The 23,046-nt window shown below is 55.1% G+C and carries 21 protein-coding genes; 12 read left to right on the forward strand and 9 right to left on the reverse strand.

Going from position 1 to position 23,046, the window contains the following annotated elements; genetic code table 11:
- Positions 1 to 11: 11 nt before the first annotated feature.
- Entirely contained in the window at positions 12 to 3,167 is a 3,156-nt protein-coding gene (oqxB, locus tag NI40_RS10240) for a multidrug efflux RND transporter permease subunit OqxB (RefSeq protein ID WP_039262678.1), read from the forward strand.
- Positions 3,168 to 3,264: 97 nt separating this feature from the next.
- Here the strand turns inward: oqxB and NI40_RS10245 are convergent, their stop codons facing one another.
- The 3 genes from NI40_RS10245 to NI40_RS10255 all read right to left on the reverse strand — a co-directional run bounded on the left by NI40_RS10245 (position 3,265) and on the right by NI40_RS10255 (position 5,947).
- Complete coding sequence (locus NI40_RS10245; protein ID WP_029739386.1) at positions 3,265 to 3,744, reverse strand: RrF2 family transcriptional regulator; 480 nt, start codon at positions 3,742 to 3,744, stop codon at positions 3,265 to 3,267.
- A 137-nt stretch (positions 3,745 to 3,881) separates the two neighbouring features.
- Complete coding sequence (locus tag NI40_RS10250) at positions 3,882 to 5,270, reverse strand: sensor histidine kinase (protein ID WP_039262677.1); 1,389 nt, start codon at positions 5,268 to 5,270, stop codon at positions 3,882 to 3,884.
- The gene (locus NI40_RS10255) at positions 5,270 to 5,947 is read right to left on the reverse strand and encodes a response regulator (RefSeq protein ID WP_039262676.1); all 678 of its coding nucleotides are present in this window, start codon (positions 5,945 to 5,947) and stop codon (positions 5,270 to 5,272) included. The genes NI40_RS10250 and NI40_RS10255 overlap by 1 nt, the downstream gene beginning before the upstream one ends.
- A gap of 203 nt (positions 5,948 to 6,150) precedes the next feature.
- Between NI40_RS10255 and NI40_RS10260 the strand changes: the two genes are divergently transcribed.
- The 4 genes from NI40_RS10260 to NI40_RS10270 all read left to right on the forward strand — a co-directional run bounded on the left by NI40_RS10260 (position 6,151) and on the right by NI40_RS10270 (position 10,784).
- Positions 6,151 to 6,987: a MipA/OmpV family protein gene (locus NI40_RS10260; RefSeq protein WP_039262675.1), complete on the forward strand. Its 837-nt coding sequence runs from the start codon at positions 6,151 to 6,153 to the stop codon at positions 6,985 to 6,987.
- A 154-nt stretch (positions 6,988 to 7,141) separates the two neighbouring features.
- Entirely contained in the window at positions 7,142 to 7,327 is a 186-nt protein-coding gene (locus tag NI40_RS22800; protein WP_224979276.1) for a nucleotidyltransferase family protein, read from the forward strand.
- Between the two features lie 303 nt (positions 7,328 to 7,630).
- Complete coding sequence (locus NI40_RS10265) at positions 7,631 to 8,590, forward strand: hypothetical protein (protein ID WP_039262674.1); 960 nt, start codon at positions 7,631 to 7,633, stop codon at positions 8,588 to 8,590.
- A 478-nt stretch (positions 8,591 to 9,068) separates the two neighbouring features.
- A complete protein-coding gene (locus NI40_RS10270; protein ID WP_039262673.1) occupies positions 9,069 to 10,784 on the forward strand; it encodes a SulP family inorganic anion transporter in 1,716 nt (571 codons plus the stop codon).
- A 39-nt stretch (positions 10,785 to 10,823) separates the two neighbouring features.
- Here the strand turns inward: NI40_RS10270 and dmsD are convergent, their stop codons facing one another.
- The 3 genes from dmsD to NI40_RS10285 all read right to left on the reverse strand — a co-directional run bounded on the left by dmsD (position 10,824) and on the right by NI40_RS10285 (position 14,368).
- Positions 10,824 to 11,438 (reverse strand): Tat proofreading chaperone DmsD, encoded by a 615-nt coding sequence (dmsD, locus tag NI40_RS10275; protein ID WP_039262672.1) that lies wholly within the window; start codon positions 11,436 to 11,438, stop codon positions 10,824 to 10,826.
- Positions 11,439 to 11,531: 93 nt separating this feature from the next.
- On the reverse strand, positions 11,532 to 13,970 hold the full coding sequence (gene ynfE, locus NI40_RS10280; protein ID WP_039262671.1) for a selenate/tellurate reductase subunit YnfE: 2,439 nt from the start codon (positions 13,968 to 13,970) through the stop codon (positions 11,532 to 11,534).
- 131 nt (positions 13,971 to 14,101) lie between these two features.
- Complete coding sequence (locus NI40_RS10285; RefSeq protein ID WP_029739394.1) at positions 14,102 to 14,368, reverse strand: DUF1161 domain-containing protein; 267 nt, start codon at positions 14,366 to 14,368, stop codon at positions 14,102 to 14,104.
- Positions 14,369 to 14,472: 104 nt separating this feature from the next.
- Here NI40_RS10285 and NI40_RS10290 point away from each other — a divergent pair, with 104 nt between their 5' ends.
- Complete coding sequence (locus NI40_RS10290; protein ID WP_033145401.1) at positions 14,473 to 15,183, forward strand: YnfC family lipoprotein; 711 nt, start codon at positions 14,473 to 14,475, stop codon at positions 15,181 to 15,183.
- Between the two features lie 17 nt (positions 15,184 to 15,200).
- On the opposite strand, the gene speG is transcribed toward NI40_RS10290, so the two are convergent.
- Positions 15,201 to 15,761 carry a spermidine N1-acetyltransferase gene (speG, locus tag NI40_RS10295; RefSeq protein WP_023311549.1) on the reverse strand — a complete coding sequence of 187 codons (561 nt, stop codon included), beginning with the start codon at positions 15,759 to 15,761 and terminating at the stop codon, positions 15,201 to 15,203.
- The gene (locus tag NI40_RS10300; RefSeq protein ID WP_023311550.1) at positions 15,761 to 16,099 is read right to left on the reverse strand and encodes a DUF1283 family protein; all 339 of its coding nucleotides are present in this window, start codon (positions 16,097 to 16,099) and stop codon (positions 15,761 to 15,763) included. The genes speG and NI40_RS10300 overlap by 1 nt, the downstream gene beginning before the upstream one ends.
- A gap of 152 nt (positions 16,100 to 16,251) precedes the next feature.
- Here NI40_RS10300 and NI40_RS10305 point away from each other — a divergent pair, with 152 nt between their 5' ends.
- The 5 genes from NI40_RS10305 to NI40_RS10325 all read left to right on the forward strand — a co-directional run bounded on the left by NI40_RS10305 (position 16,252) and on the right by NI40_RS10325 (position 22,061).
- Positions 16,252 to 16,578 (forward strand): YnfA family protein, encoded by a 327-nt coding sequence (locus tag NI40_RS10305; RefSeq protein ID WP_039262670.1) that lies wholly within the window; start codon positions 16,252 to 16,254, stop codon positions 16,576 to 16,578.
- Between the two features lie 110 nt (positions 16,579 to 16,688).
- Positions 16,689 to 17,903: a D-mannonate dehydratase ManD gene (gene manD / locus NI40_RS10310; protein WP_032657497.1), complete on the forward strand. Its 1,215-nt coding sequence runs from the start codon at positions 16,689 to 16,691 to the stop codon at positions 17,901 to 17,903.
- A 14-nt stretch (positions 17,904 to 17,917) separates the two neighbouring features.
- The gene (locus tag NI40_RS10315; protein ID WP_039262669.1) at positions 17,918 to 18,937 is read left to right on the forward strand and encodes a Zn-dependent oxidoreductase; all 1,020 of its coding nucleotides are present in this window, start codon (positions 17,918 to 17,920) and stop codon (positions 18,935 to 18,937) included.
- Between the two features lie 73 nt (positions 18,938 to 19,010).
- Positions 19,011 to 20,378 carry an MFS transporter gene (locus NI40_RS10320; protein ID WP_039262668.1) on the forward strand — a complete coding sequence of 456 codons (1,368 nt, stop codon included), beginning with the start codon at positions 19,011 to 19,013 and terminating at the stop codon, positions 20,376 to 20,378.
- A gap of 219 nt (positions 20,379 to 20,597) precedes the next feature.
- On the forward strand, positions 20,598 to 22,061 hold the full coding sequence (locus tag NI40_RS10325) for a mannitol dehydrogenase family protein (protein ID WP_039262667.1): 1,464 nt from the start codon (positions 20,598 to 20,600) through the stop codon (positions 22,059 to 22,061).
- Positions 22,062 to 22,104: 43 nt separating this feature from the next.
- Here NI40_RS10325 and ydfZ read toward each other — a convergent pair whose 3' ends face one another.
- A complete protein-coding gene (ydfZ, locus tag NI40_RS10330; RefSeq protein WP_014883679.1) occupies positions 22,105 to 22,308 on the reverse strand; it encodes a putative selenium delivery protein YdfZ in 204 nt (67 codons plus the stop codon).
- A 286-nt stretch (positions 22,309 to 22,594) separates the two neighbouring features.
- On the opposite strand from ydfZ, the gene NI40_RS10335 reads away from it, so the two are divergent.
- The gene (locus tag NI40_RS10335; protein WP_039262666.1) at positions 22,595 to 23,026 is read left to right on the forward strand and encodes a universal stress protein; all 432 of its coding nucleotides are present in this window, start codon (positions 22,595 to 22,597) and stop codon (positions 23,024 to 23,026) included.
- Positions 23,027 to 23,046: the final 20 nt, after the last annotated feature.

The following is a 23,046-nucleotide window of genomic DNA, read 5'->3' on the forward strand; positions in this document are numbered from 1 at the left end:
AGAATCCATCCATGGACTTTTCCCGCTTTTTCATCGACAGGCCGATTTTTGCCGCGGTGCTGTCGATTCTGATTTTTATCACAGGGTTAATCGCCATCCCGCTGCTGCCGGTGAGCGAATATCCTGACGTCGTGCCGCCAAGCGTGCAGGTGCGCGCGGAGTACCCGGGCGCCAACCCGAAAGTGATTGCCGAGACGGTGGCGACGCCGCTGGAAGAGGCGATCAACGGCGTTGAGAACATGATGTACATGAAGTCCGTCGCGGGCTCGGATGGCGTGCTGGTGACCACCGTCACCTTCCGTCCAGGGACTGACCCCGATCAGGCGCAGGTTCAGGTACAAAACCGCGTCGCGCAGGCCGAGGCGCGCCTGCCGGAAGACGTGCGGCGCCTGGGCATTACCACCCAGAAACAGTCCCCGACGCTGACGCTGGTGGTGCATCTGTTTTCGCCCAACGGTAAGTATGATTCCCTGTATATGCGTAACTACGCCACGCTGAAGGTGAAGGACGAGCTGGCGCGCCTGCCCGGCGTCGGCCAGATCCAGATTTTCGGCTCGGGTGAATACGCAATGCGCGTCTGGCTGGATCCCAACAAGGTGGCGGCCCGCGGGCTGACCGCGTCGGACGTGGTGACGGCGATGCAGGAGCAGAACGTGCAGGTGTCCGCCGGGCAGCTTGGCGCCGAGCCGCTGCCGAAAGAGAGCGATTTCCTGATCTCTATTAACGCCCAGGGGCGTCTGCATACCGAAGAAGAGTTCGGCAATATTGTCCTGAAAACGACGCAGGACGGTACGGTGGTCCGCCTGCGCGACGTGGCGCGTATCGAAATGGGGTCCGGCAGCTATGCGCTGCGTTCCCAGCTGAACAATAAAGACGCGGTCGGGATTGGTATCTTCCAGTCGCCGGGGGCGAACGCCATCGATCTGTCTAACGCGGTGCGCGCGAAAATGGACGAACTGTCCACGCGCTTCCCGGCGGACATGAAGTGGGCGGCACCTTACGATCCAACCGTTTTCGTGCGCGATTCGATCCGTGCGGTGGTGCAAACGCTGCTGGAAGCGGTGGTGCTGGTGGTGCTGGTGGTGATCCTGTTCCTGCAAACCTGGCGCGCGTCGATCATTCCGCTGATCGCGGTGCCGGTTTCGGTGGTGGGTACCTTCAGCATTCTCTACCTGCTCGGCTTCTCGCTGAACACCCTGAGTTTGTTCGGGCTGGTGCTGGCCATCGGCATCGTGGTGGACGACGCCATCGTGGTGGTGGAAAACGTCGAGCGAAATATTGAAGAGGGGCTTGCTCCGCTTGCGGCGGCGCATCAGGCGATGCGCGAAGTCTCGGGGCCGATCATCGCGATTGTGCTGGTGCTGTGCGCGGTGTTTGTGCCGATGGCGTTTCTCTCGGGCGTTACCGGTCAGTTCTACAAGCAGTTTGCGGTGACGATCGCGATTTCCACGGTCATCTCCGCCATTAACTCGCTGACGCTCTCTCCGGCGCTGGCGGCACTGCTGTTAAAACCGCACGGCGCGCCGAAAGATTTCCCGACCCGGCTTATCGATCGTCTGTTCGGCTGGATTTTCCGTCCGTTTAACCGCTTTTTCCACCGCAGCTCGAACGGCTATCAGGGGCTGGTGGGCAAAACGCTGGGACGGCGCGGCTCGGTATTTGTGGTGTATCTGCTGCTGCTCTGTGCCGCTGGCGTGATGTTTAAAGCGGTGCCCGGCGGGTTTATTCCGACGCAGGATAAGCTGTACCTGATTGGCGGCGTGAAAATGCCGGAAGGTTCTTCGCTGGCGCGCACCGACGCGGTGATCCGCAAAATGAGCGAAATCGGGATGAATACCGAAGGGGTGGATTACGCGGTTGCGTTCCCGGGGCTGAACGCGCTGCAGTTCACCAATACGCCGAATACCGGGACGGTCTTCTTTGGCCTGAAGCCGTTCGACCAGCGCAAACATACTGCGGCGGAAATAAACGCGGAGATTAACGCGAAAATCGCGCAAATTCAGGAAGGTTTTGGCTTCTCCATCCTGCCGCCGCCGATTTTAGGGCTGGGTCAGGGGTCGGGCTATTCTCTGTACATCCAGGACCGCGGCGGTCTGGGGTATGGCGCGCTGCAAAACGCGGTGAACACCATGTCCGGCGCGATTATGCAGACCCCGGGAATGCACTTCCCGATCTCAACCTACCAGGCTAACGTTCCGCAGCTGGACGTGCAGGTCGACCGTGACAAGGCGAAAGCGCAGGGCGTATCGCTGACCGATCTTTTCGGTACGCTGCAAACCTATCTGGGCTCGTCGTACGTGAATGACTTCAACCAGTTCGGCCGTACCTGGCGCGTGATGGCTCAGGCCGACGGGCAGTTCCGCGACAGCGTTGAAGATATTGCGAATCTGCGCACCCGCAACAACCAGGGCGAAATGGTGCCGATTGGCAGTATGGTGAAAATCACGACTACCTACGGGCCGGATCCGGTGATCCGCTACAATGGCTATCCGGCGGCGGATCTGATTGGCGATGCCGACCCGCGCGTGCTCTCGTCTTCACAGGCGATGACGCAGCTGGACGCCATGTCTAAGCAGATCCTGCCAAACGGGATGAACATTGAATGGACGGATCTGAGCTTCCAGCAGGCGACGCAGGGCAACACGGCGCTGATCGTCTTCCCGGTCGCGGTGCTGCTGGCCTTCCTGGTCCTGGCGGCGCTGTATGAAAGCTGGACGCTGCCGCTGGCGGTGATCCTCATCGTGCCGATGACCATGCTCTCCGCGCTGTTTGGCGTCTGGCTGACCGGAGGCGATAACAACGTCTTCGTGCAGGTGGGGCTGGTGGTGCTGATGGGGCTGGCGTGTAAAAACGCGATTCTTATCGTGGAGTTTGCCCGCGAGCTGGAAATTCAGGGCAAAGGCATTATGGAAGCCGCGCTGGAGGCGTGCCGCCTGCGTTTACGTCCGATTGTGATGACCTCCATCGCCTTTATTGCCGGGACTATTCCGCTGATCCTCGGCCACGGGGCGGGCGCAGAAGTGCGCGGCGTCACCGGGATCACGGTCTTCTCCGGGATGCTGGGCGTGACGCTGTTTGGTCTATTCCTGACGCCGGTGTTTTACGTGACGCTGCGTAAATTCGTGACGCGCGGGAAAAAAGAGGAAAGGGACGTTCTGCCCGCATAGGGACGTTGCCGATAATAAAAAACCGCCTTCATTGTGAAGGCGGTTTTTTTACATCTGAATGCAGGCCGGGTTAGCGCAGCGCCACCCGGCAAGATCGTTACGACGTTTTTTGATACTGGGCAATAAGGTCCGGGAGCGGATCCCATCCGCTGCTATCGGCATTTTTAACCGCTTCCAGGGCGCTGGCCACGGTATGGCGGGCCAGTACCGCTAACGAAGCCTCCTCGGCTTCTTCGGATATCGATTTGAAGTACCAGCAGGCGTTAGCGCTGACCACGCAGCGGGCCGGCACGTCAGGGCGCGAGGCCCACAGCTTTTTATCTTCGATGACCGAAAGGTAAATGTCGCGCAGGGTGATCTCTTCCGGCGGGCGACCAAGATGAATTGAGCCGTTACGGCCAAGCGTTGAGACGATAATGCCGTCACGCGTCAGCGGAACCATCAATTTGCGGATGAAGCTCGGGTTCGCTTCCAGGCCGTAGGCCAGAATCGCACTCGTGGAACGTTCACCCAATTGCTCCGCCATCGCTACGCTGAGAACCATCTGCAAAGCTGTCGGGAAGCGGTAATCTAACATTTTTCTGTCCTGGGTTGCGGTGAATCTTGTTCTTTTTGGCACCGCAGAGGTGAATAAGCAATAAACAACAATATAACAAATACGGTAATTATTTTGAAGCAATCTGCGGCATTTGCGATCGAACTCCCTGTTCTGATTTAGCAAAACGTGCGGTTCGGGAAGTCAACCGTCACCATCAGGCCACCTTCAGCGGAAGTACTCAGGTTTACGCTGCTGTTGTGTTGCTGCGCCACCGCTTTGACGATGGCAAGCCCCAGCCCGCTCCCGCTCTGCACCTGATTGGGGTCGCGGAAAAACCGGTCGAACACGCGCTCGCGCAGTTCAACCGGAATACCGGGCCCTGCATCTGAAACGCGAAGCCGCGCGAAGCCATCTGCTATGCAGACATCGACCTGAATCCGACCGCGCTCGGGACTGTACTTCACAGCGTTCTCAATGAGGTTATCAATAAGCGACACCAGGCGTTCCCTGACGCCGGGGATCCAGATGTCATCCTCGGCGAAGAATTCCAGCTCAATCCTGCGCGCAGACGCCAGCGGTTCCAGCTCGGCCATTCGCTCCTGAATAAGCGTCGTCAGCGGCACGGGCTCCCTGTCCGTATCAATCCGCGCTTCGCTGTGCATCATCAGCAGCAGCTGGTTGACGAGACGCGCTGCCCGACTGTTGCTGCGAATCACCCCCGCAAGCAGCTCCTGCTGACTCTCACTGATGACCCAGGACTGCAGCGCTTCCACGTTGATGCGCATCGCTGCGAGGGGCGTACGCAGCTCGTGCGCGGCATCCGCAATGAAAATACGTTCCCTTTCCGCGCTTTCACGCACCCTGGCAAGGAAGTCATTGATCGCATCCACCATCTGGCGCAGCTCCCTGTGTCCGGGAACGGCTTTTAAAGGGGAGAGATCGTCAGGCGTGCGTAACGTAATTTCATTGACCACCTTGTTCCAGGGGCGCATCGCAATGCGGATTGACAGCCACGCGGGAAACAGAAGAAAAGGGAAGCAGACCAGCAGCGGCATGATGTAGTAGCCGCGCGAGTTCAGGTAGATAAAGAAGTTCCAGCCGCCGGCCGGGGTGAAAAGGGTGACCTCCACGTCGGAATGAGCGGATTTAAGGGTTCGGCTGGTCCAGGTACGACCATCGCTTTGAACACGCTGCATTTCCCCAAACCGGGTGTTGGTTACCCCCGTTGGTGCATCAGGCGATGAAAAAATAATCGCGTTATTTTTGCGCACGATGAAGTTGATTGACAGCGCGGGATCTTCGCCGCCGCCATAGCCCTCACGCAGCGCTTTGCTAAAGGCTTCCAGCACCGCGGTGCGATCCTGCGGGTGTTCGTCCATCCGCTCGACCAGGGTAAAAAGGGTGTCGTAGGTATGACTGCCCGTAAGGATGGGAGGGCTGCGCAGGTCCTCCCACAGAATAAAGGTTAAAAATAGACACCACAGCAGGGTAAGCAGCAGCAGCTGGGCGATAATAATTCGCCGTACCAGCGTTGGGCGTCTCAGGTGGTACCAGACGTTTTGCATTACCCTGTTACCTTCTGGACTGAAACGGTATCAATGACATACCCGACGCCCCGCACCGTTCGCACATAGCCATCGCCGATTTTTCGCCGCAAATTTCCCATATGCACGTCGAGCGCATTGCTGAGGTTCTCTTTGTTGCCGAATATCCGTTCTTCCAGAAACCGTCGCGTAATCACGCGGTCAGCGCGCAGCATCAGCGTTTCCAGCAGCGCATATTCACTCGCCGTCAGGTCTACGTGGCGCGCGCTCACCGTCACGCGGCGCGTCGGAACATGAAGCGATAGGCCTCGAATTTCTATCGCCTCATTCTCGAAACCGTAGCTGCGCCGCGCCAGGGCTCGCACCCGCGCCAGCAGCTCGGCGAGAATAAATGGCTTGACGAGATAGTCGTCCGCACCGGCATCCAGCCCGCTCAGCCGATCCTGCAGCGTGCCTCGCGCCGTCAGAATGATGACCGGGATCCCCTTGAGCTGCTGACGCAAACGCGCCATCAGGCTCATGCCGTCACCGTCGGGCAGCCCCAGGTCGAGCAAAATAAGTTCCGGCACGCAGACGTCCAGCTGATGCAGCGCATCCTCTTTGCGGCGAACCCATATGACGTCAAACCCTTGATCGGAGAGGGCGATACGTACGCCGTTGCCGAGATCCAGGTCGTCTTCGATTAGTAGAATTTTCACACTGGTAACTGTATCAACCGTGAATGAAGAACTTCTTAAGAAAAAAACGGTATCAGGAAACCTGCCCGGTTTACAGCGTCGGCTCGCGCTTCAGTGTTTCTTCATGTTCGGCTCATAAGAACCTTAGGGTCGGTATTCAAAATGGGCGTTCTGGCGGTTAACCGCATGCATCGTCATCATTTGAATCCAGAAGGGCTTCTTTAATGAGAAACATCGAACTGCGTCATACGTTCCCCCATTTACTTCCGGGCCGCAGCCTGAAAAACCTCGTGTCGGGCGTCGTTCTGGCGTTACTGGCCACGCCTGCACTTGCGGCAGAGCAGAGCCAGGGTAACGTCTTAACCCTGGGGGGCGGCGTGGACGTCGCGCCGCGCTACTCGGGTTCCGATAAAACCCGCGTTTCCGCAGCTCAGGTGGTGGAGTACGCCATGGCAAACGGCTTCTTTATCGGCACCACGCGAGGGATCGGTTACGGCAACAACTTTGGCAATCTTGATTACAGCGCCGCGCTGAGCTATCGAGTTGGGCGTAAAGATAAAGACGTGAGCAGCGATTCGATCAGTTCCGGCAGCGACGAGCTGCGGGGAATGGGCGAGATAAAAGGCTCGGCAATCGTTGTGCCCGGGCTGGAGTACAGGGTGACCGACTGGCTTCACCTGCAGCTGCAGGCAGAGGTTCCGGTTTCTGAGAGGGACAACGGTGAAGCGGTGCATTTCGGCATTTCCAGCCCGTTCTATACCTCACCCAAAAATGAGGTGACGCTGGCGCTGACCGGCAGCTGGGGATCCGACAAGTACATGCAGACCTACTATGGGGTCAGCGCCGCTCAGTCGAGCGCATCGGGTTTTGCCCGACATGACGCCGGGGCCGGGATTTATAGCTACTCGATGAATCTGGACTGGACCCACAGGCTCACCTCGCGCTGGAGCGTCCTTGCCTCAGCGGGCGTTACGCAGCTGACGGGGGATGCGGGTGATAGCCCCATTGTACAACGCAAAACATCGCCCACGGGGAGTTTGAAGGTGACGTACAGTTTTTGATTGTTGGTAGCGGCAGCTTGCGGTTTTGAGCGCGCACTAACGATGAAAATACGCCGCTCCGGTTAAGATGGCGGGGCGGTGCTGTTTGATAACGGGGATAATGATGGACTATCTAAATTCATTGCAGAGAATATTGTCGGTTGATCCTTCACGAATGCAGGTGCTTTACGCAGTCCGCGATTTGCAACTTCATGATTGCTGGACAGGCGCAGGTTTTGTCAGGGATGCCGTATGGGATCACCTGCATGTTGATTGGCATCATTCCCTATCTGGCAATGTTGACGTGGTCTGGTTCGATCCCGAAGGTTGTACTGCGGACGGTGGTATAGGTCTGCTATGAGCGAGGAGAGGACGTAAAACTGATTGAAAATTTTTGCAGAGAATGTTCTGATTAACCAGGAAGGACTTTACATCCGCCTGACGTTTCTATCCCAATAATGTTTTTGTTTACAGCAACACTAGCGAGCGTATATTTTTCCCGACTATCATTTGGCACACGTCTCGCTATAAATGCTCGAAAATAGAAGTCGGAAAATTGAATAAAATGGAGGTGTGATGCTTGCCCCGGAGTTGATAAACGAAGAGCGATCGTGGTTTTCTCCAAAAGCCAACCTACGCTTAACTAGAAAAAGAGCTGTTCAATATGACTAATGAGAAAATTAATTCAGAATCCCTCGACAAACTTGTGGCTGAGTTTGATTCAAGTGATAATGCTAACTATAGATATTCGAGTGAGAAATCCACCAAGCAGATTATCAAAGATATACGAGATGCTGTTTTTTTTATTAAAAGAGAAAGTGAAGATAAAAAATACAATGAACAATGGAACTCTTCCGTTGCGCTTAACATATTAGCTATTATAGCAATATTAATATTTATCTTTTCTACATCCAATAGCTCTGATTCCGAATTTATTGAAACACTAAAATTACCCGCATACATTATATCAATTATGTTATCAACAATATGGATCGGAATTAATATTGAAAGAACCTTAATATTCAAGGAGCTTTGGAGATTCAAAACGGCAAAAATCATACTATCCCTGTCTTTCACCGGGTTGATTGTATATTGCACCGCCGAGGCATCCGCAATAATAAATGATGTTTTTAATATTGACCCATCATTCTTCCCGTTTACAAGAAGTTTTCTAGTTGCTTATCTTTTCTTCAAAAAAATTTCTATTCTGGTTTATCTACTGGCTATTGTAGGTGTTTTTTGCATAATAAATATTATTTCTTACTTTAAGTCGAAATGGGACGGAAATAGTAATATTGAATTTCCCTTTGGGGCACTCATTTATATATTCTTTACATGTGTTTTTAGTTACTTTGCTTTGGGGTGGGTTGATAGTAATTTCAATGATGCTGTACTTAATAAAAAAGTATATTCATTAGCCCATCAACTGGATTTTAACAAAAGAAATCCGTGCTCAAATTTACAAGACGTTGAAGTAAGTGTGATTTTTCTTGGACCAAATCAGGATAAAATACTTGCTGACTTCAATAAAGAAGAAATGTTAACTGCCTACAGTTTTCTTGAGGGGAGATACTGGTACACATACGACAAAAACGAATTAAAGATCTTACAGTGTTTACATTGATAAATGGTAAACAGTTCACGTTGCTGTAAATAGATCCTTTTTAGTTCTGTCTATTTTTTGAGATCCCGGCCAGATAATGTTGTAGTTTGAAGCGAATGTCATGGTGTTGCTTAATAGTTGAGGGCCAAACTATTAACAGCGACGTTCGCTCTTGGCACTATGCGGACTTATTGGTCCAGAAGGTCTACTATGAGCGAGAAGCTGACCTCCTGACCTCCTGACCTCCTGACCTTTTGGCACTATGACTGTCGGCTCCATCCATCCCTCACCAGCGTTCAGCGCTGCAGCATCCGGCTGGAGCGACTCCGGCTAAGCGGTAATTTTTACACTATGTTTAACACCAGTCAGAATAATAAAATGATTAACGTTTTATTAGGTTACGAGCAGTGGCGGCCTCAGTCCGGAGCATTTGAAAACCAGAACCTTACTGAGAAGTGTGCCAGTATGACGTGGCTAATATCCCTATCCGGAGAACAATGTGTTCGGAAAACAATTGTTAAACTTCATGCCAGGTTTACAAACTTTTTTAGCCTACGATAAAAGCTGGCTAAAACATGATGTTAAAGCCGGGTTATCCGTTGCGGCTGTCGCGCTACCGGTGGCCATTGCTTATGCTGAGCTGGCAGGTGTTGGGGCAATAGTGGGGCTCTATTCCTGCGTTTTACCGATGATAGCGTATGCACTCTTTGGTTCTTCACGTCAGCTTATTGTGGGGCCTGATGCCACGACCTGCGCGGTGATTGCGGCCGTCGTGTTTCCTCTTTCTGCTGGTAATTCCGAACTGCACTGGCAGCTGACCATCATCATGACGTTGATGATGGGCGGATGGTGTCTGCTTGCCAGTAAATTTCGCCTGGGCGCACTTGCCGATTTACTTTCTCATCCCATCCTTACGGGTTTGCTTAATGGCGTTGCCGTGACGATTATTGTCGGGCAATTAGGCAAGGTGTTGGGGATAAAACTCGACGAAGCGCAGGTTATTGAGAAAATAATGGCCTTGCCAGGCCGTCTTTCAGAAAGCCATTTATTAACCGTTGGCATATCGCTTTTAACGTTAATTATTTTAATGGCGATCAAAACGTATCGCAGCCACTGGCCAGCACCGTTGATTGCCATTGTAATGACAACGCTACTGGTATGGGCGACATCTGCGCAACAGTATGGTATTGCCACTATTGGGGGTGAAGGCTTCCAGCCTGGTTTACCCGTCGTTAACTGGGGCGCCTTCCAGCCCGGTCCGATGCGTGATTTAGTGATCCCGGCGCTGAACCTGGCGTTGGTCAGTTTTGTCAGCCTGATGCTGACCGCCCGCAGTTTCGCCGCGAAAAATGGCTATGAAATTAATGCTGATGCAGAGTTCCGGGCGCTGGGTATTGCGAACATTATGTCTGGGTTATCTCAGGGGTTTGCTATCAGTGGAGCCGATTCCCGGACGGCGGTTAATGATTCAGTGGGTGGGAAAAGCCAGCTGGTATCCATCGTCGCAGCCTTACTCATCGGTATCGTAGTGGTGTTTTTCACTCAGCCATTACAATTTATTCCGGTATCTGCATTAGGAATTGTTCTGATGTACGCATCCTGGTCATTAATTGATCTGCGCGGGTTATGGAATCTGAGGCGAAGAAATAAACAGGCATTTCGCCTGGCCTTTTTCACGTTTGGCTGTGTGTTAATTATCGGCGTTATCCAGGGGATCGGCCTTGCGGTGTTGCTTGGCCTGTTACAGTTCCTGCGTACGGTGTTTCGTCCCTCTGAGCACTTACTGGGAACCGACGAAGATGGAATGATTCACTCATTAGGGAATACAACCGATATTAAAATGGTCCCGGGCGTGCTGATGTATCGATTTAACTCACCGTTGACCTATTTTAACGTGGCTTATTTTAAACGTCGGGTATTGAACCTGGTTGATGGTGCAGCAGTACAGCCTAAGTGGGTGGTCATTGATGCCGTTGCTTGCTTCACCTATTCAGATATCAGCGTTCTGGCAACCATAAATGAGTTAAAGCGCGATCTGAAAGGTCGAGAAATTACGTTAATCCTTGCGGGCAGAAAAACGGAATTAACGCGCTGGTTTAAAGATAGCCGGCCAACGATGAATGATGATGACATGATTCTGGCGCCAGACCTCTATCTGGCACTTCGGTTCATTCAAAGCAAAGAGAGTGCGAGTGAATCAGGTGGCGAGGTATAAGCTAAAGGCTTGCCCGCCAACCGCGAGCAAGCCACACCCTTAGCGATACAGCGTTTTTTCCGCAACAGGAATAAGCAGACCGGATCGCCAGTCCGCGAGCGTCAGCTGCGCAAGCCTGCCCAGCGCGGCATAAAACGGATGCCCGGCGTTGTCGACAAACACCGACAGGAAGCGGGTGCTCCACGGCAGCAGGTGCCACGCCAGAAGCTGAGCGCACTCCGACTCGCGGCCGTTCTCGGCCAGCCACGCCGCCAGCAGCAGCAACGTACCGAAATGATCTTCCGGCTCATTCTGCTGCATCTCAAACGCAATATTGTTCTCCCGCATCCACTGGCGCAGCGCGAGGTTCGAGTCGCCAAACAATACGGATTCACGGTCCAGCCAGACGGAACCCCACGGCGGAGCGGGTAGGGCATACGGACCAATAAACAGCCGTTGCCAGGCGTCCGCCAGCGGTTCATCGGAAGATGAGGCAAACGTATCGGCAACCGGCTGCAGCGTTTCCGAAGGCAGGGGCCAGTCCTGAACCCATTCGCCAGCGGTGAGCGCTTTCACCAGCGGCGCGGCCTGCTCGCTGTCGGGAGCGAAATAAAACAGCGCGCCCAGCACCCGGGCGCTGAACGCGAACGATTCACGATGTGAGACGTCTTTCATTAAACTTTCCTTGCTCGCGCGGATGACGCCCGCGCGACTGTGTTAACCGATAATACTGACCACAGAATAAACCAGGGTCTCGCGTTTCACCCTCTACACTTTCTCAATCTGCACCAGATTGGTGTGCTGCGGGTTGCCTTTTGCCAGCGGAGAAGGTCGATGGGTCGTCAGCGTGTTGATGCATGAACCGTGATCGATACGATCGCCATTCATATTGGCATCATGCCACGCTCCCTGGCCCATGGCGCTCACGCCGGGCATGATGCGTGGCGTGACTTTCGCTTCAATTCGCACCTCGCCGCGATCGTTAAATACGCGCACCGTATCGCCGTTCTTGATGCCGCGTTTTGCAGCATCGACAGGATTAAGCCACACCTCCTGGCGACAGGCCGCTTTCAGCACGTCGACGTTACCGTAGCTCGAGTGGGTACGGGCCTTGAAGTGGAAGCCGAACAGCTGCAGCGGGAACTGCGCGCGCTCGGGCGCATCCCAGCCGTCAAAGGTCGACGCGTAGACGGGCAGAGGGCTGATGGTCTCATCTTTTGCCAGCTCCCAGGTAGCCGCAATCTCCGCCAGCTTGCTGGAGTAAATCTCTATCTTGCCCGATGGCGTTTTCAGCGGATGGGCTTCCGGGTTCTCGCGGAATTTTTTATAGGCCACAAAGTGTCCGTTCGGATCTTTACGCTTATAAATGCCCATTTTTTTCAGCTCGTCATAGGACGGAAGCTTAGGGTCTTTCTCGAGCATATTGGCATACAGGAACTGCAACCACTGTTCCTGCGTGCGTCCTTCGGTGAATTTCTGATGGATATCCGGCCCGAGGCGTTTCGCCACTTCGCTCATGATCCAGTAGATCGGCTTACGCTCGAACTTCGGCGCGGTCACGGGCTGGAGGAAAATCAGGTAGCCCATATTTCCCGCATAATCGTTAGGAATGATATCTTCCTGCTCGACGGTCATCAGGTCCGGCAAAATAATATCGGCGTACTTCGCAGACGACGTCATGAAATTGTCGATGACGACAATCATTTCGCATTTACTTTCATCCTGCAGGATATCGTGGGTTTTATTGATATCGGAGTGCTGGTTGATGATGGTGTTGCCCGCGTAGTTCCAGATGAACTTAATCGGCACGTCCAGCTTATCTTTCCCGCGCACGCCGTCGCGCATGGCGGTCATCTCCGGTCCGCGGGCGATGGCGTCCGTCCAGCTGAAGCAGGAGATTTGCGTTTTGACCGGGTTATCCGGTATCGGCATACGTTCGATGGTAATGGTGTAGGTCGACTCGCGCGCGCCGCTGTTACCGCCGTTGATGCCGACGTTTCCGGTGAGGATTGGCAGCATGGCGATGGCGCGGGACGTCAGCTCGCCGTTCGCCTGGCGCTGTGGTCCCCAGCCCTGGCAGATATAGGCCGGTTTCGCGGAGCCGATTTCACGAGCAAGTTTGATGATGCGATCCGCAGGAATGCCGGTGATGCGTGAGGCCCACTCCGGCGTTTTCGCCGTGTTGTCATCGCCCTGGCCGAGAATGTATGCTTTGTAGTGGCCGTTAGCGGGCGCGCCTTCCGGCAGCGTTTTTTCGTCATAGCCCACGCAGTATTTATCCAGAAACGGCTGGTCGACCAGGTTTTCGTCGATCAATACCCACGCGATTCCCGCCACCAGCGCGGCATCGGTACCCGGACGGATCGGGATCCATTCATCTTCGCGTCCGGCTGCCGTATCGGTATAGCGCGGGTCGATAACGATCATTCGCGCGTTGGACCGCTCGCGGGCCTGCTCCAGATAATAGGTAATCCCTCCGCCGCTCATGCGGGTTTCCGCCGGGTTATTGCCGAACATCACCACCAGTTTGCTGTTTTCAATATCCGAGGTGCTGTTGCCATCGTTGCTGCCGTAGGTGTAGGGCATCGCGCAGGCGATTTGCGCCGTGCTGTAGGTGCCGTAGTGGCTCAGGAAACCGCCGTAGCAGTTCATCAGGCGCGCCACCAGCGAAGCGTAAGGGGAGGAGCGGGTGATATTGCCGCCGACGATGCCGGAAGAGTAGTTGATATACACCGCCTCGTTGCCGTATTTGCTGACCACGTTTTTAAGGCTGGCGGTGATGGCGTCCAGCGCTTCATCCCATGTGATGCGCTCGAACTTGCCTTCACCGCGTTTGCCCACGCGTTTCATCGGGTAGTTGAGACGGTCAGGATGATTGATCCGACGGCGAATAGAACGTCCGCGCAGGCAGGCGCGCACCTGATGGTTACCGTAAATATCCTCGCCGGTGTTATCCGTTTCGACCCAATACACTTCGTTGTCACGGACGTGCAGACGCAGCGCGCAGCGGCTGCCGCAGTTGACCGAGCAGGCGCCCCACACCACTTTATCTTCAGCAGGCTGGACGGCGTTCTTCACCGCCGCGGCGGCGCTTTTTAAGCCGAAAGGAAGCGAGATCCCGCCGGCGGCCAGCGCCAGAGAACCTATTGCCGTGGATTTCACGAGAGTTCGACGGCTAATTCCGCCGTGATGTTCAGTATCGGACATGGCTCACCCCATCATTATAATTACGTATTATTTTTCCCGAAATGATAACCGGGCTAATGATGGGGTGAGTGTTACTGATTTGGGGGTATTAAATCTTAATCCTCATCAAATCAAAGGGGATTGAGGGTAAATTACTGCGCTTCAGCAGCCCCGTTGCCTGTGCGGGTATACAAAATTTTAAAGGTGTCGTTGGCACAGTGGCCTACCACCTGCGTGCCCGCCTGGTCAGCCTGATCGTTCGGCACAATGCTCAGCGTAAAACCTGATTCAGGCACGCCGTTGTTGATAATTTTCTGCTGAATGTCGCTTTTCACTCGCTCGCAGGAATCCGGTGCCGCCAGCGCGGCCGTTGAGGCACTCATTAACAGCAGGGCGGTAATCCAGGGTAACCGTTTCATCTCTAGCTCCTTTTCTCTGTGTAGAGATTAATTTTAGCAGGCTTCGTGTAAACAACTGTATTTGCTAATATGATTGGGAATAATCTCCCTGTACGGTAATAAATGTGAAGAAATACGCAGCGATAACGCTACTGGCAGCAACACTGGTGGGGTGCGATAACAGCTCCGCGCCGCTGTCGTTTACGCCCGAGATGGCGAGTTTCTCGAACGAATTTGATTTTGATCCGCTGCGCGGCCCGGTGAAAGACTTCACCCAGACGCTGCTCAACGAGAAGGGCGAAGTGTCCAAACGGGTGACCGGCACCGTGTCGGCGGAAGGGTGTTTCGATACCCTGGAACTGCACGACCTGGAGGCCAATACCGGCGTGGCGCTGGTGCTGGATGCCAATTACTACCTTGATGCGGAAACCCAGCAGCGAAAAGTGAAGCTGCAGGGGAAATGCCAGCTGGCCGAACTGCCGTCAGCCGGGATAACGTGGGATACCGACGACAATGGTTTTGTGGTGGCGGCGCACGGCAAAGAGATGGAAGTGAAGTATCGTTACGATGCGGATGGCTACCCGCTGGGCAAAACCACCGTCTCGGGGGATCAGCACCTGTCCGTGCAGTCGACGCCGTCTAAAGACGTTCGCAAAAGAATGGATTACTCGGCAGTGAGCATGTTGAATGATAAGCCGCTGGGCAACGTGAAGCAGAGCTGCGATTACGATCGACACAACAATCCGGTGAGCTGCGACCTGACGATCACGGACGATAGCGTCAAACCTGCCGTTGAGCACAAATACACCATCAAAAACACGATTGAATACTACTGAGAGTAAAACCGCGCAGGTTACTGCGCGGTCGGTTTCAGCAGGCTGGCGCCTGACGGCTTGTGTCCGGCAAGATGCTGATGCTGGAAGATGCACATGCGAATGGTATTGCGGTATTCGCCGTTGATAAAGAACTCGTGAATCAGCTCGCCTTCCACCATAAAGCCCAGCTTGCGGTAGATATGGATCGCTTTCTCGTTCTCTTTATCCACAATCAGGTAAAGCTTGTAGAGATTCAGAACGTTGAATCCGTAATCCATTGCCAGCTTCGCTGCCCGCGAGGCAAGGCCTTTTCCCTGATGCTCAGGGGAAATAATGATCTGAAACTCCGCCCGACGGTGAACATGGTTGATTTCAACCAGCTCCACAAGACCGGCTTTTTCGCCTTCACACTCCACCACAAAACGACGTTCACTCTGATCGTGAATGTGCTTATCGTAGAGATCGGACAGCTCAACAAAAGCCTCGTACGGCTCTTCGAACCAGTAGCGCATCACGCTGGCGTTATTGTCGAGCTGGTGGACGAAGCGCAGGTCTTCACGCTCCAGCGGACGGAGCTTAACGTCGCAGGGCGCCGACATTACGGGGCTACCGTGCGGCCAGTGCGGCGATCCAGGCAGCGCAGGGTGTTTGGCTCCCAGTAGGCGTTGACGTTTGCACTTTGCTGACACTTATCGCGCGCGTCAAAAGCGACATCTTCTTTATCCCACTCTTTTTCAGCACGTTTGTTGACCTTGTGGCGAAGGCTGCGGGTGTCATTCCATTGTTCTTTGTCCATGGCGGCGTTCTGGCGGCTTTGCGCGCTGTCACCCGACTCGATAATGAGCTTGCTGGTTTCCGCTGTCGCAGAGGCGGCAAAGGCGAACGATGACAGCGCCAGCAGGGCTGTCAGACAAAGGCGTTTGCTTAATGTGGTCATAGCGTTTCCTTTTAAACGGGTGCAGATAATCAAGTTACCCTGAACAGATTCTACACCAAAGCGAAAAGACGGCATACCCGCGGTGCAAGTATGGGAAAGTAAAGGATATCATCAGGTATGATGTTTAAATAAATCCTCACCTGACGTGAAATATGCTCAAAACGACGCTGCTTTTTTTTGCCACCGCGCTATGCGAAATCATCGGCTGCTTCCTGCCCTGGCTCTGGCTGAAGAAGGGGGGATCCGTATTGCTTCTCATCCCGGCAAGCGTCGCGCTGGCCCTGTTTGTCTGGCTGTTAACGCTGCATCCGGCCGCGAGCGGCCGCGTCTACGCCGCTTACGGTGGTGTCTATGTCTGTACCGCGCTGATGTGGTTACGCGTGGTGGACGGCGTCAAGCTCAGCGCGTACGACTGGGCCGGCGCGCTGGTTGCCCTGTGCGGCATGCTGATTATTGTGGCGGGATGGGGGCGGGCCTGAGCCCCCGGTTTTGTGATCGTTAGCGGATTTTATGATCATTATACTTGTATGGTAGTCTGGTTAGTGGGTAAGTTTCCAGCATCACAACGAATGATGTAAGGAAAGGAATTATGAAGATTGTCGCGGCTGACGTGTTTGTTACCTGCCCGGGGCGGAACTTTGTCACCCTTAAAATCACCACCGACGAGGGGATTGTCGGCCTCGGTGACGCTACGCTGAACGGGCGTGAACTCTCCGTGGCTTCCTACCTGAAAGACCATCTCTGCCCGCAGCTGATTGGCCGCGATGCGCACCGTATCGAAGACATCTGGCAGTTTTTCTATAAGGGCGCCTACTGGCGTCGCGGCCCGGTCACTATGTCGGCTATCTCCGCCGTGGACATGGCGCTGTGGGACATCAAAGCCAAAGCGGCCAACATGCCGCTCTACCAGCTGCTGGGCGGCGCATCCCGCGAAGGGGTGATGGTCTATTGCCACACGACCGGCCACACGATTGACGACGTGCTGGAAGACTACGCCCGCCATAAAGAGATGGGCTTTAAGGCGATCCGCGTGCAGTGCGGGGTGCCGGGTATGAAAACCACCTACGGCATGGCCAAAGGGAAGGGGCTGGCCTACGAGCCTGCGACCAAAGGCGACTGGCCGGAAGAGCAGCTCTGGTCCACCGAAAAATACCTCGATTTCACACCGAAGCTGTTCGACGCGGTGCGCAGTAAATTCGGCTTCAATGAACATCTCCTGCATGACATGCACCACCGCCTGACGCCAATCGAAGCGGCGCGCTTCGGCAAGAGCATCGAGGAATTCCGCATGTTCTGGATGGAAGATCCAACGCCTGCGGAAAACCAGGCCTGCTTCCGCCTCATTCGCCAGCACACCGTCACGCCAATTGCCGTGGGCGAAGTATTCAACAGCATCTGGGACTGCAAGCAGCTCATCGAAGAGCAGCTCATCGACTATATTCGCACCACCATTACCCACGCGGGCGGGATCACCGGGATGCGTCGCATCGCGGACTTCGCCTCGCTCTACCAGGTGCGAACCGGCTCGCACGGCCCGTCGGATCTTTCGCCGGTATGCCACGCCGCCGCGCTGCATTTCGACCTGTGGGTGCCAAACTTTGGCGTCCAGGAATATATGGGCTATTCCGAACAGATGCTGGAAGTCTTCCCGCACAGCTGGCGCTTTGATAACGGCTATATGCATCCGGGCGACAGGCCGGGGCTGGGCATCGAGTTTGATGAAAAACTGGCGGCGAAATACCCCTACGATCCGGCCTATCTGCCGGTGGCCCGTCTTGAAGACGGCACGCTGTGGAACTGGTAAACGAGGAGCGAACGATGAAAAGCGTAGTGATTCAACAGCCGAACGAACTGGTGATTGAAGAGCGGCCACTTCCGCAGCCAGGCCCGGGTGAAGTTCGCGTCAAAATCACGCTGGCGGGGATCTGCGGCTCGGACAGCCACATCTATCGCGGCCATAACCCGTTTGCGAAATATCCACGCGCGATCGGCCACGAGTTCTTTGGCGTGATTGACGCCGTAGGCGAGGGCGTAGACAGCGACCGTCTGGGCCAGCGCGTCTCGGTCGATCCGGTGATCAGCTGCGGACATTGCTACCCGTGTTCCGTCGGAAAGCCTAACGTCTGCACCTCGCTGGTGGTGCTGGGCGTACACCGCGACGGGGGCTTCAGTGAATACGCGGCGGTACCCGCTAAAAATGCCTGGCCTATCCCCGATGACATTCCGGATAAACACGCCGTTATGGTGGAACCTTTCACCATCGCCGCCAACGTGACGGGGCAGGCCAGTCCCACCGAGCAGGACGTCGCGCTGATTTACGGCGCAGGGCCGATGGGGCTGGTCACCGTGCAGGCGCTAAAGGGCGTCTATAAGGTGAAGCAGGTTATCGTGGTTGACCGCATCGACGAACGCCTGAAAATGGCCCAGCGCAGCGGCGCGGACTGGGTGTTGAATAACGGCGAGCAGTCGCTGCAGGCCGCGCTGGACGAAAGGGGGATCAAACCGACGTTAATCATTGATGCCGCCTGTCATCCGTCGATATTACAGGAGGCGATTACCCTGGCCTCTCCGGCGGCGCGTATCGTGCTGATGGGCTTCTCCAGCGAGCCGAGCCAGATTGTCCAGCAGGGCATCACCGGCAAAGAGCTGGCGATCTTCTCCTCGCGCCTCAATGCCAACAAATTCCCGGTCGTCATCGACTGGCTGAAAAAAGGGCTGATCGACCCGGAAAAACTGATCACTCATACCTTTGACTATCACCATGTAACAGACGCCATTGAACTGTTTGAGAAAGACCAGCGGCAGTGCTGCAAAGTCTTGCTCACGTTCGGGCAATAATCCTTTACGCGGTTAAGAGCCTGCGCAGACAGGCTCTATGTGGTACGCATCTTACCCTTCAGAGATAGCCATTATGACGCAAGCACAACCTCAAAGAACCACCTCCGATCTGGTGAAAGCCGCCGTTTCCGGCTGGCTGGGTACCGCCCTGGAGTTTATGGACTTTCAGCTTTACTCGCTGGGGGCCGCCCTGGTCTTTCATGAGATCTTCTTCCCGGAACAGTCAGCCGCGATGGCGCTGATCCTCGCGATGGGGACCTACGGCGCAGGCTACATAGCACGTATTGTCGGCGCCTTTATCTTCGGCAGAATGGGCGACAGCATTGGTCGTAAGAAGGTGCTGTTTATCACTATCACCATGATGGGGATCTGCACCACGCTGATTGGCGTCCTGCCAACCTATGCGCAGATCGGGATTTTTGCCCCGATTCTGCTGGTGACGCTGCGCATTATTCAGGGGCTCGGGGCCGGGGCGGAGATTTCCGGAGCCGGGACCATGCTGGCGGAGTACGCGCCGAAAGGCAAACGCGGCATCATCTCCTCGCTGGTGGCGATGGGGACTAACTGCGGAACGCTGAGCGCCACGGCGATCTGGGCGGTGATGTTTTTTGCCCTCGATCGTGACGAGCTGATTGCCTGGGGCTGGCGCGTGCCGTTCCTCGCCAGCGTCGTGGTGATGATCTTCGCCATCTGGCTGCGTATGAACCTGAAAGAGAGCCCGGTCTTTGAGAAAGTGAACGACGCACAAACCGTGCAGCCGGACACATCGCTGGGCTCCATGGTGAAAAGTAAATCCTTCTGGCTGGCGACCGGCCTGCGTTTTGGTCAGGCGGGCAACTCGGGTCTGATCCAGACGTTCCTGGCGGGGTATCTGGTCCAGACGCTGCTGTTCGATAAAGCCATCCCTACTGACGCGCTGATGATAAGCTCTATACTCGGGTTTATCTCCATTCCGCTGCTGGGCTGGCTTTCCGATAAAGTGGGACGCCGTCTGCCGTACATTATCCTCAATATCTCCGCCATTGTTCTCGCGTACCCGATGCTATCGATTATCGTCGATAAGAGCTATGCGCCGGGGACAATCATGCTCTCTATCATCGTTATCCATAACTTCGCCGTGCTGGGGCTGTTTGCGCTGGAAAATATCACCATGGCGGAGATGTTTGGCTCGCGAAATCGCTTTACCCGTATGGCTATCTCGAAAGAGGCGGGCGGTCTGGTGGCGGTAGGCTTTGGTCCGGTACTGGCGGGGATCTTCTGCAATATGACCGGCTCCTGGTGGCCGATTGTCGCCATGCTGGTGGCCTATTCCGTGATTGGGCTGGTCTCGGCGATCCTGATGCCGGAAGTGCGCGACCGTGATTTGAGCGCGGCGCAAGACGCAGCGGAATCCGCGCCAGAAGAGAGCGTGGGTTACGGCGCGGTCTCCTCGCGACGCTAATGGTTTATAACTTACGTGACCTGTCACATAACTTTATCTTTATGTCACACCACATGAGCAAAAGTTAATATAAATCAAAAACTCAAACGGCAGTATCAGTATGGTTGATGGCAGTTATTTTTTTACCCCAACTGCCATTCTAGTTGGTGTAGTCAGCAGGCGCCGCCGCTTCAGAGGAGCGGCAGCGGTCCAGGACTTTCTAATTAACGAGTCTTAATCATGGAAAACACCTTATTACAGGCCAACGCGACGCTGCCTCAGTACGATCGCGACAGCCTTCAACCACGCATTGTTCATCTGGGTTTTGGCGCCTTTCACCGGGCGCACCAGGCGGTGTACGCCGACATTCTCGCTGCCGGGCACGGCAGCGACTGGGGCTACTGTGAGGTTAACCTGATTGGCGGCGAGCAGCAGATCGCCGATCTGAAGGCGCAGGATAACCTCTACACCGTGGCGGAGATGTCTGCCGACGCATGGACATCCCGCGTGGTTGGCGTGGTTAAAAAAGCGCTGCATGCGCAGGTTGACGGGCTGGAAAGCGTTCTGGCGGCGATGTGCGAACCGCAGGTGGCGATTGTCTCGCTGACCATCACCGAGAAAGGGTACTGCCATTCACCGGCGACCGGACAACTGATGCTCGATCACCCGTTTATCGTCGCCGACCTGCAAAACCCGCACCAGCCGAAATCCGCGCCGGGCGTAGTGGTGGAAGCGCTGGCGCGTCGCAAAGCGGCGGGTCTGCCCGCGTTTAGCGTGATGTCCTGCGACAACATGCCGGAGAACGGCCACGTGATGCGCAATGTGACCTGCGCTTACGCCCGGGCCGTAGACGGCGAGCTGGCGGACTGGATCGAGGCTAACGTCACCTTCCCGTCAACCATGGTGGATCGTATCGTGCCGGCGGTCACGCCCGATACGCTGGATAAAATCGAACAGCTGACCGGCGTGCGTGACCCGGCGGCGGTCGCCTGTGAACCGTTCCGCCAGTGGGTGATCGAAGATAACTTTGTGGCAGGACGTCCCGAGTGGGAAAAGGCCGGTGCCGAGCTGGTGTCAGACGTGATCCCGTTTGAAGAGATGAAGCTGCGCATGCTCAACGGCAGCCACTCGTTCCTGGCGTACCTGGGCTATCTGGCCGGTTACCCGCATATCAACGACTGTATGGAAGATGAGAACTACCGCCTCGCCGCGCGCGCGCTGATGCTTAACGAGCAGGCGCCCACGCTGAAAGTGAAGGGCGTTGATTTAGGCCGCTATGCCGATCTCCTGATTGCCCGCTACAGCAACCCGGCCCTGCGCCATCGGACATGGCAAATCGCGATGGACGGCAGCCAGAAGCTCCCGCAGCGTATGCTGGACTCCGTGCGCTGGCACCTGGTGCACCAGAAACCTTTCCCACTGCTGGCGCTGGGCGTGGCAGGGTGGATGCGTTATGTTGGCGGCGTGGATGAGCAGGGTAACGCCATTGACGTGAGCGATCCGCAGCTGGCGGTGATTCAGGCGGCGGTGAAGGGAAGTGCGGAAGGGGAAAGCCGGGTTAACGCGCTGCTCGGCATTGAGGCTATCTTTGGTAAAGAGCTACCGCAGGAGCCGCTTTTTGTTGCTGCGGTGATGCACGCGTACCGGACGCTGCTGCAAAAGGGCGCGAAAGCGACCGTGGCGCAGTACATGTCCCAACGGTAGTTCAGCACATGCCGCCGTGCGCGGCGGCATGTCTGCGCACCGTTTAGTGCATACCCAGGCGAATCAGCTCAATCGGCTCGAACTTACCTTCGCATCCTTCCACTTCAACCGTTTTGCTGCGGCGCACCTGCGCGGCATCCAGTCCGTCGCTGTGGATCGCCTTAATCACGCCCGTTTTGCCCGTGCCGCTAATCATGACGCGGCTGCCGGTGGTGATTGCATTGCGGTTACGGTCGTATGTCATCATAGTATTTTCTCCTCTCTAACCCGTTCGTTACGGCGCTATTTCAGGTTTGCCGTTCACGGGGCATATAAATACGCCTGTCCGCGCTCCATGTTTTTGTTTTTGATCAAACTCACACTTTTTTCTTTATTGCGTCGGGCGCTGACGCTTCAGGACAGTTATTTACAAAGCAGACCGTTATTTTCATTAACTGATAGTTTCGACAGGGAAGCGTTGAGGGTTGGTTTATATTCCTGATGTCATTCTGGGTGCAGGAAATAACCCTTCATCGGAATAAGGAGTCAGGCTTATGTATAAGAACATTTTGATGCCTGTAGACGTCTTTGAAATGGATTTGAGCGACAAAGCGGTTCGCCACGCGGCAAACCTGGCGAAGGCAGAGGGCGCGTCGATTACCCTGGTCAATATACTGCCAGCCAGCAGCCGGTCTCTGCTGCGCGGGTTCAACGCCGATATTAAAAAGTTTGAAGAGTATATGACCGCAGAGTCCGGCAAGAAAATGAACGAGTTAAAAAGACTGTTCGATATCGCCCCGGAGAATATTCACAGCATGGTGCGTTTTGGCAACGTCCGCGATGAAATTATCAGGCTGAGCAAGGAGGGGGAATATGATGCGATTGTCATCGGGTCGAAAAATCCGAGCATCTCCACCCATCTGCTGGGGTCAAACGCGGAATCTATTCTGCGCTATGCCACGATCCCGGTGTTAGTCGTTCGCTAATCACGCCGCCGCGCCCGAAA

The organism is Enterobacter sp. E20 (assembly GCF_000801755.2).
GTDB classification, from domain to species: domain Bacteria; phylum Pseudomonadota; class Gammaproteobacteria; order Enterobacterales; family Enterobacteriaceae; genus Enterobacter; species Enterobacter asburiae_B.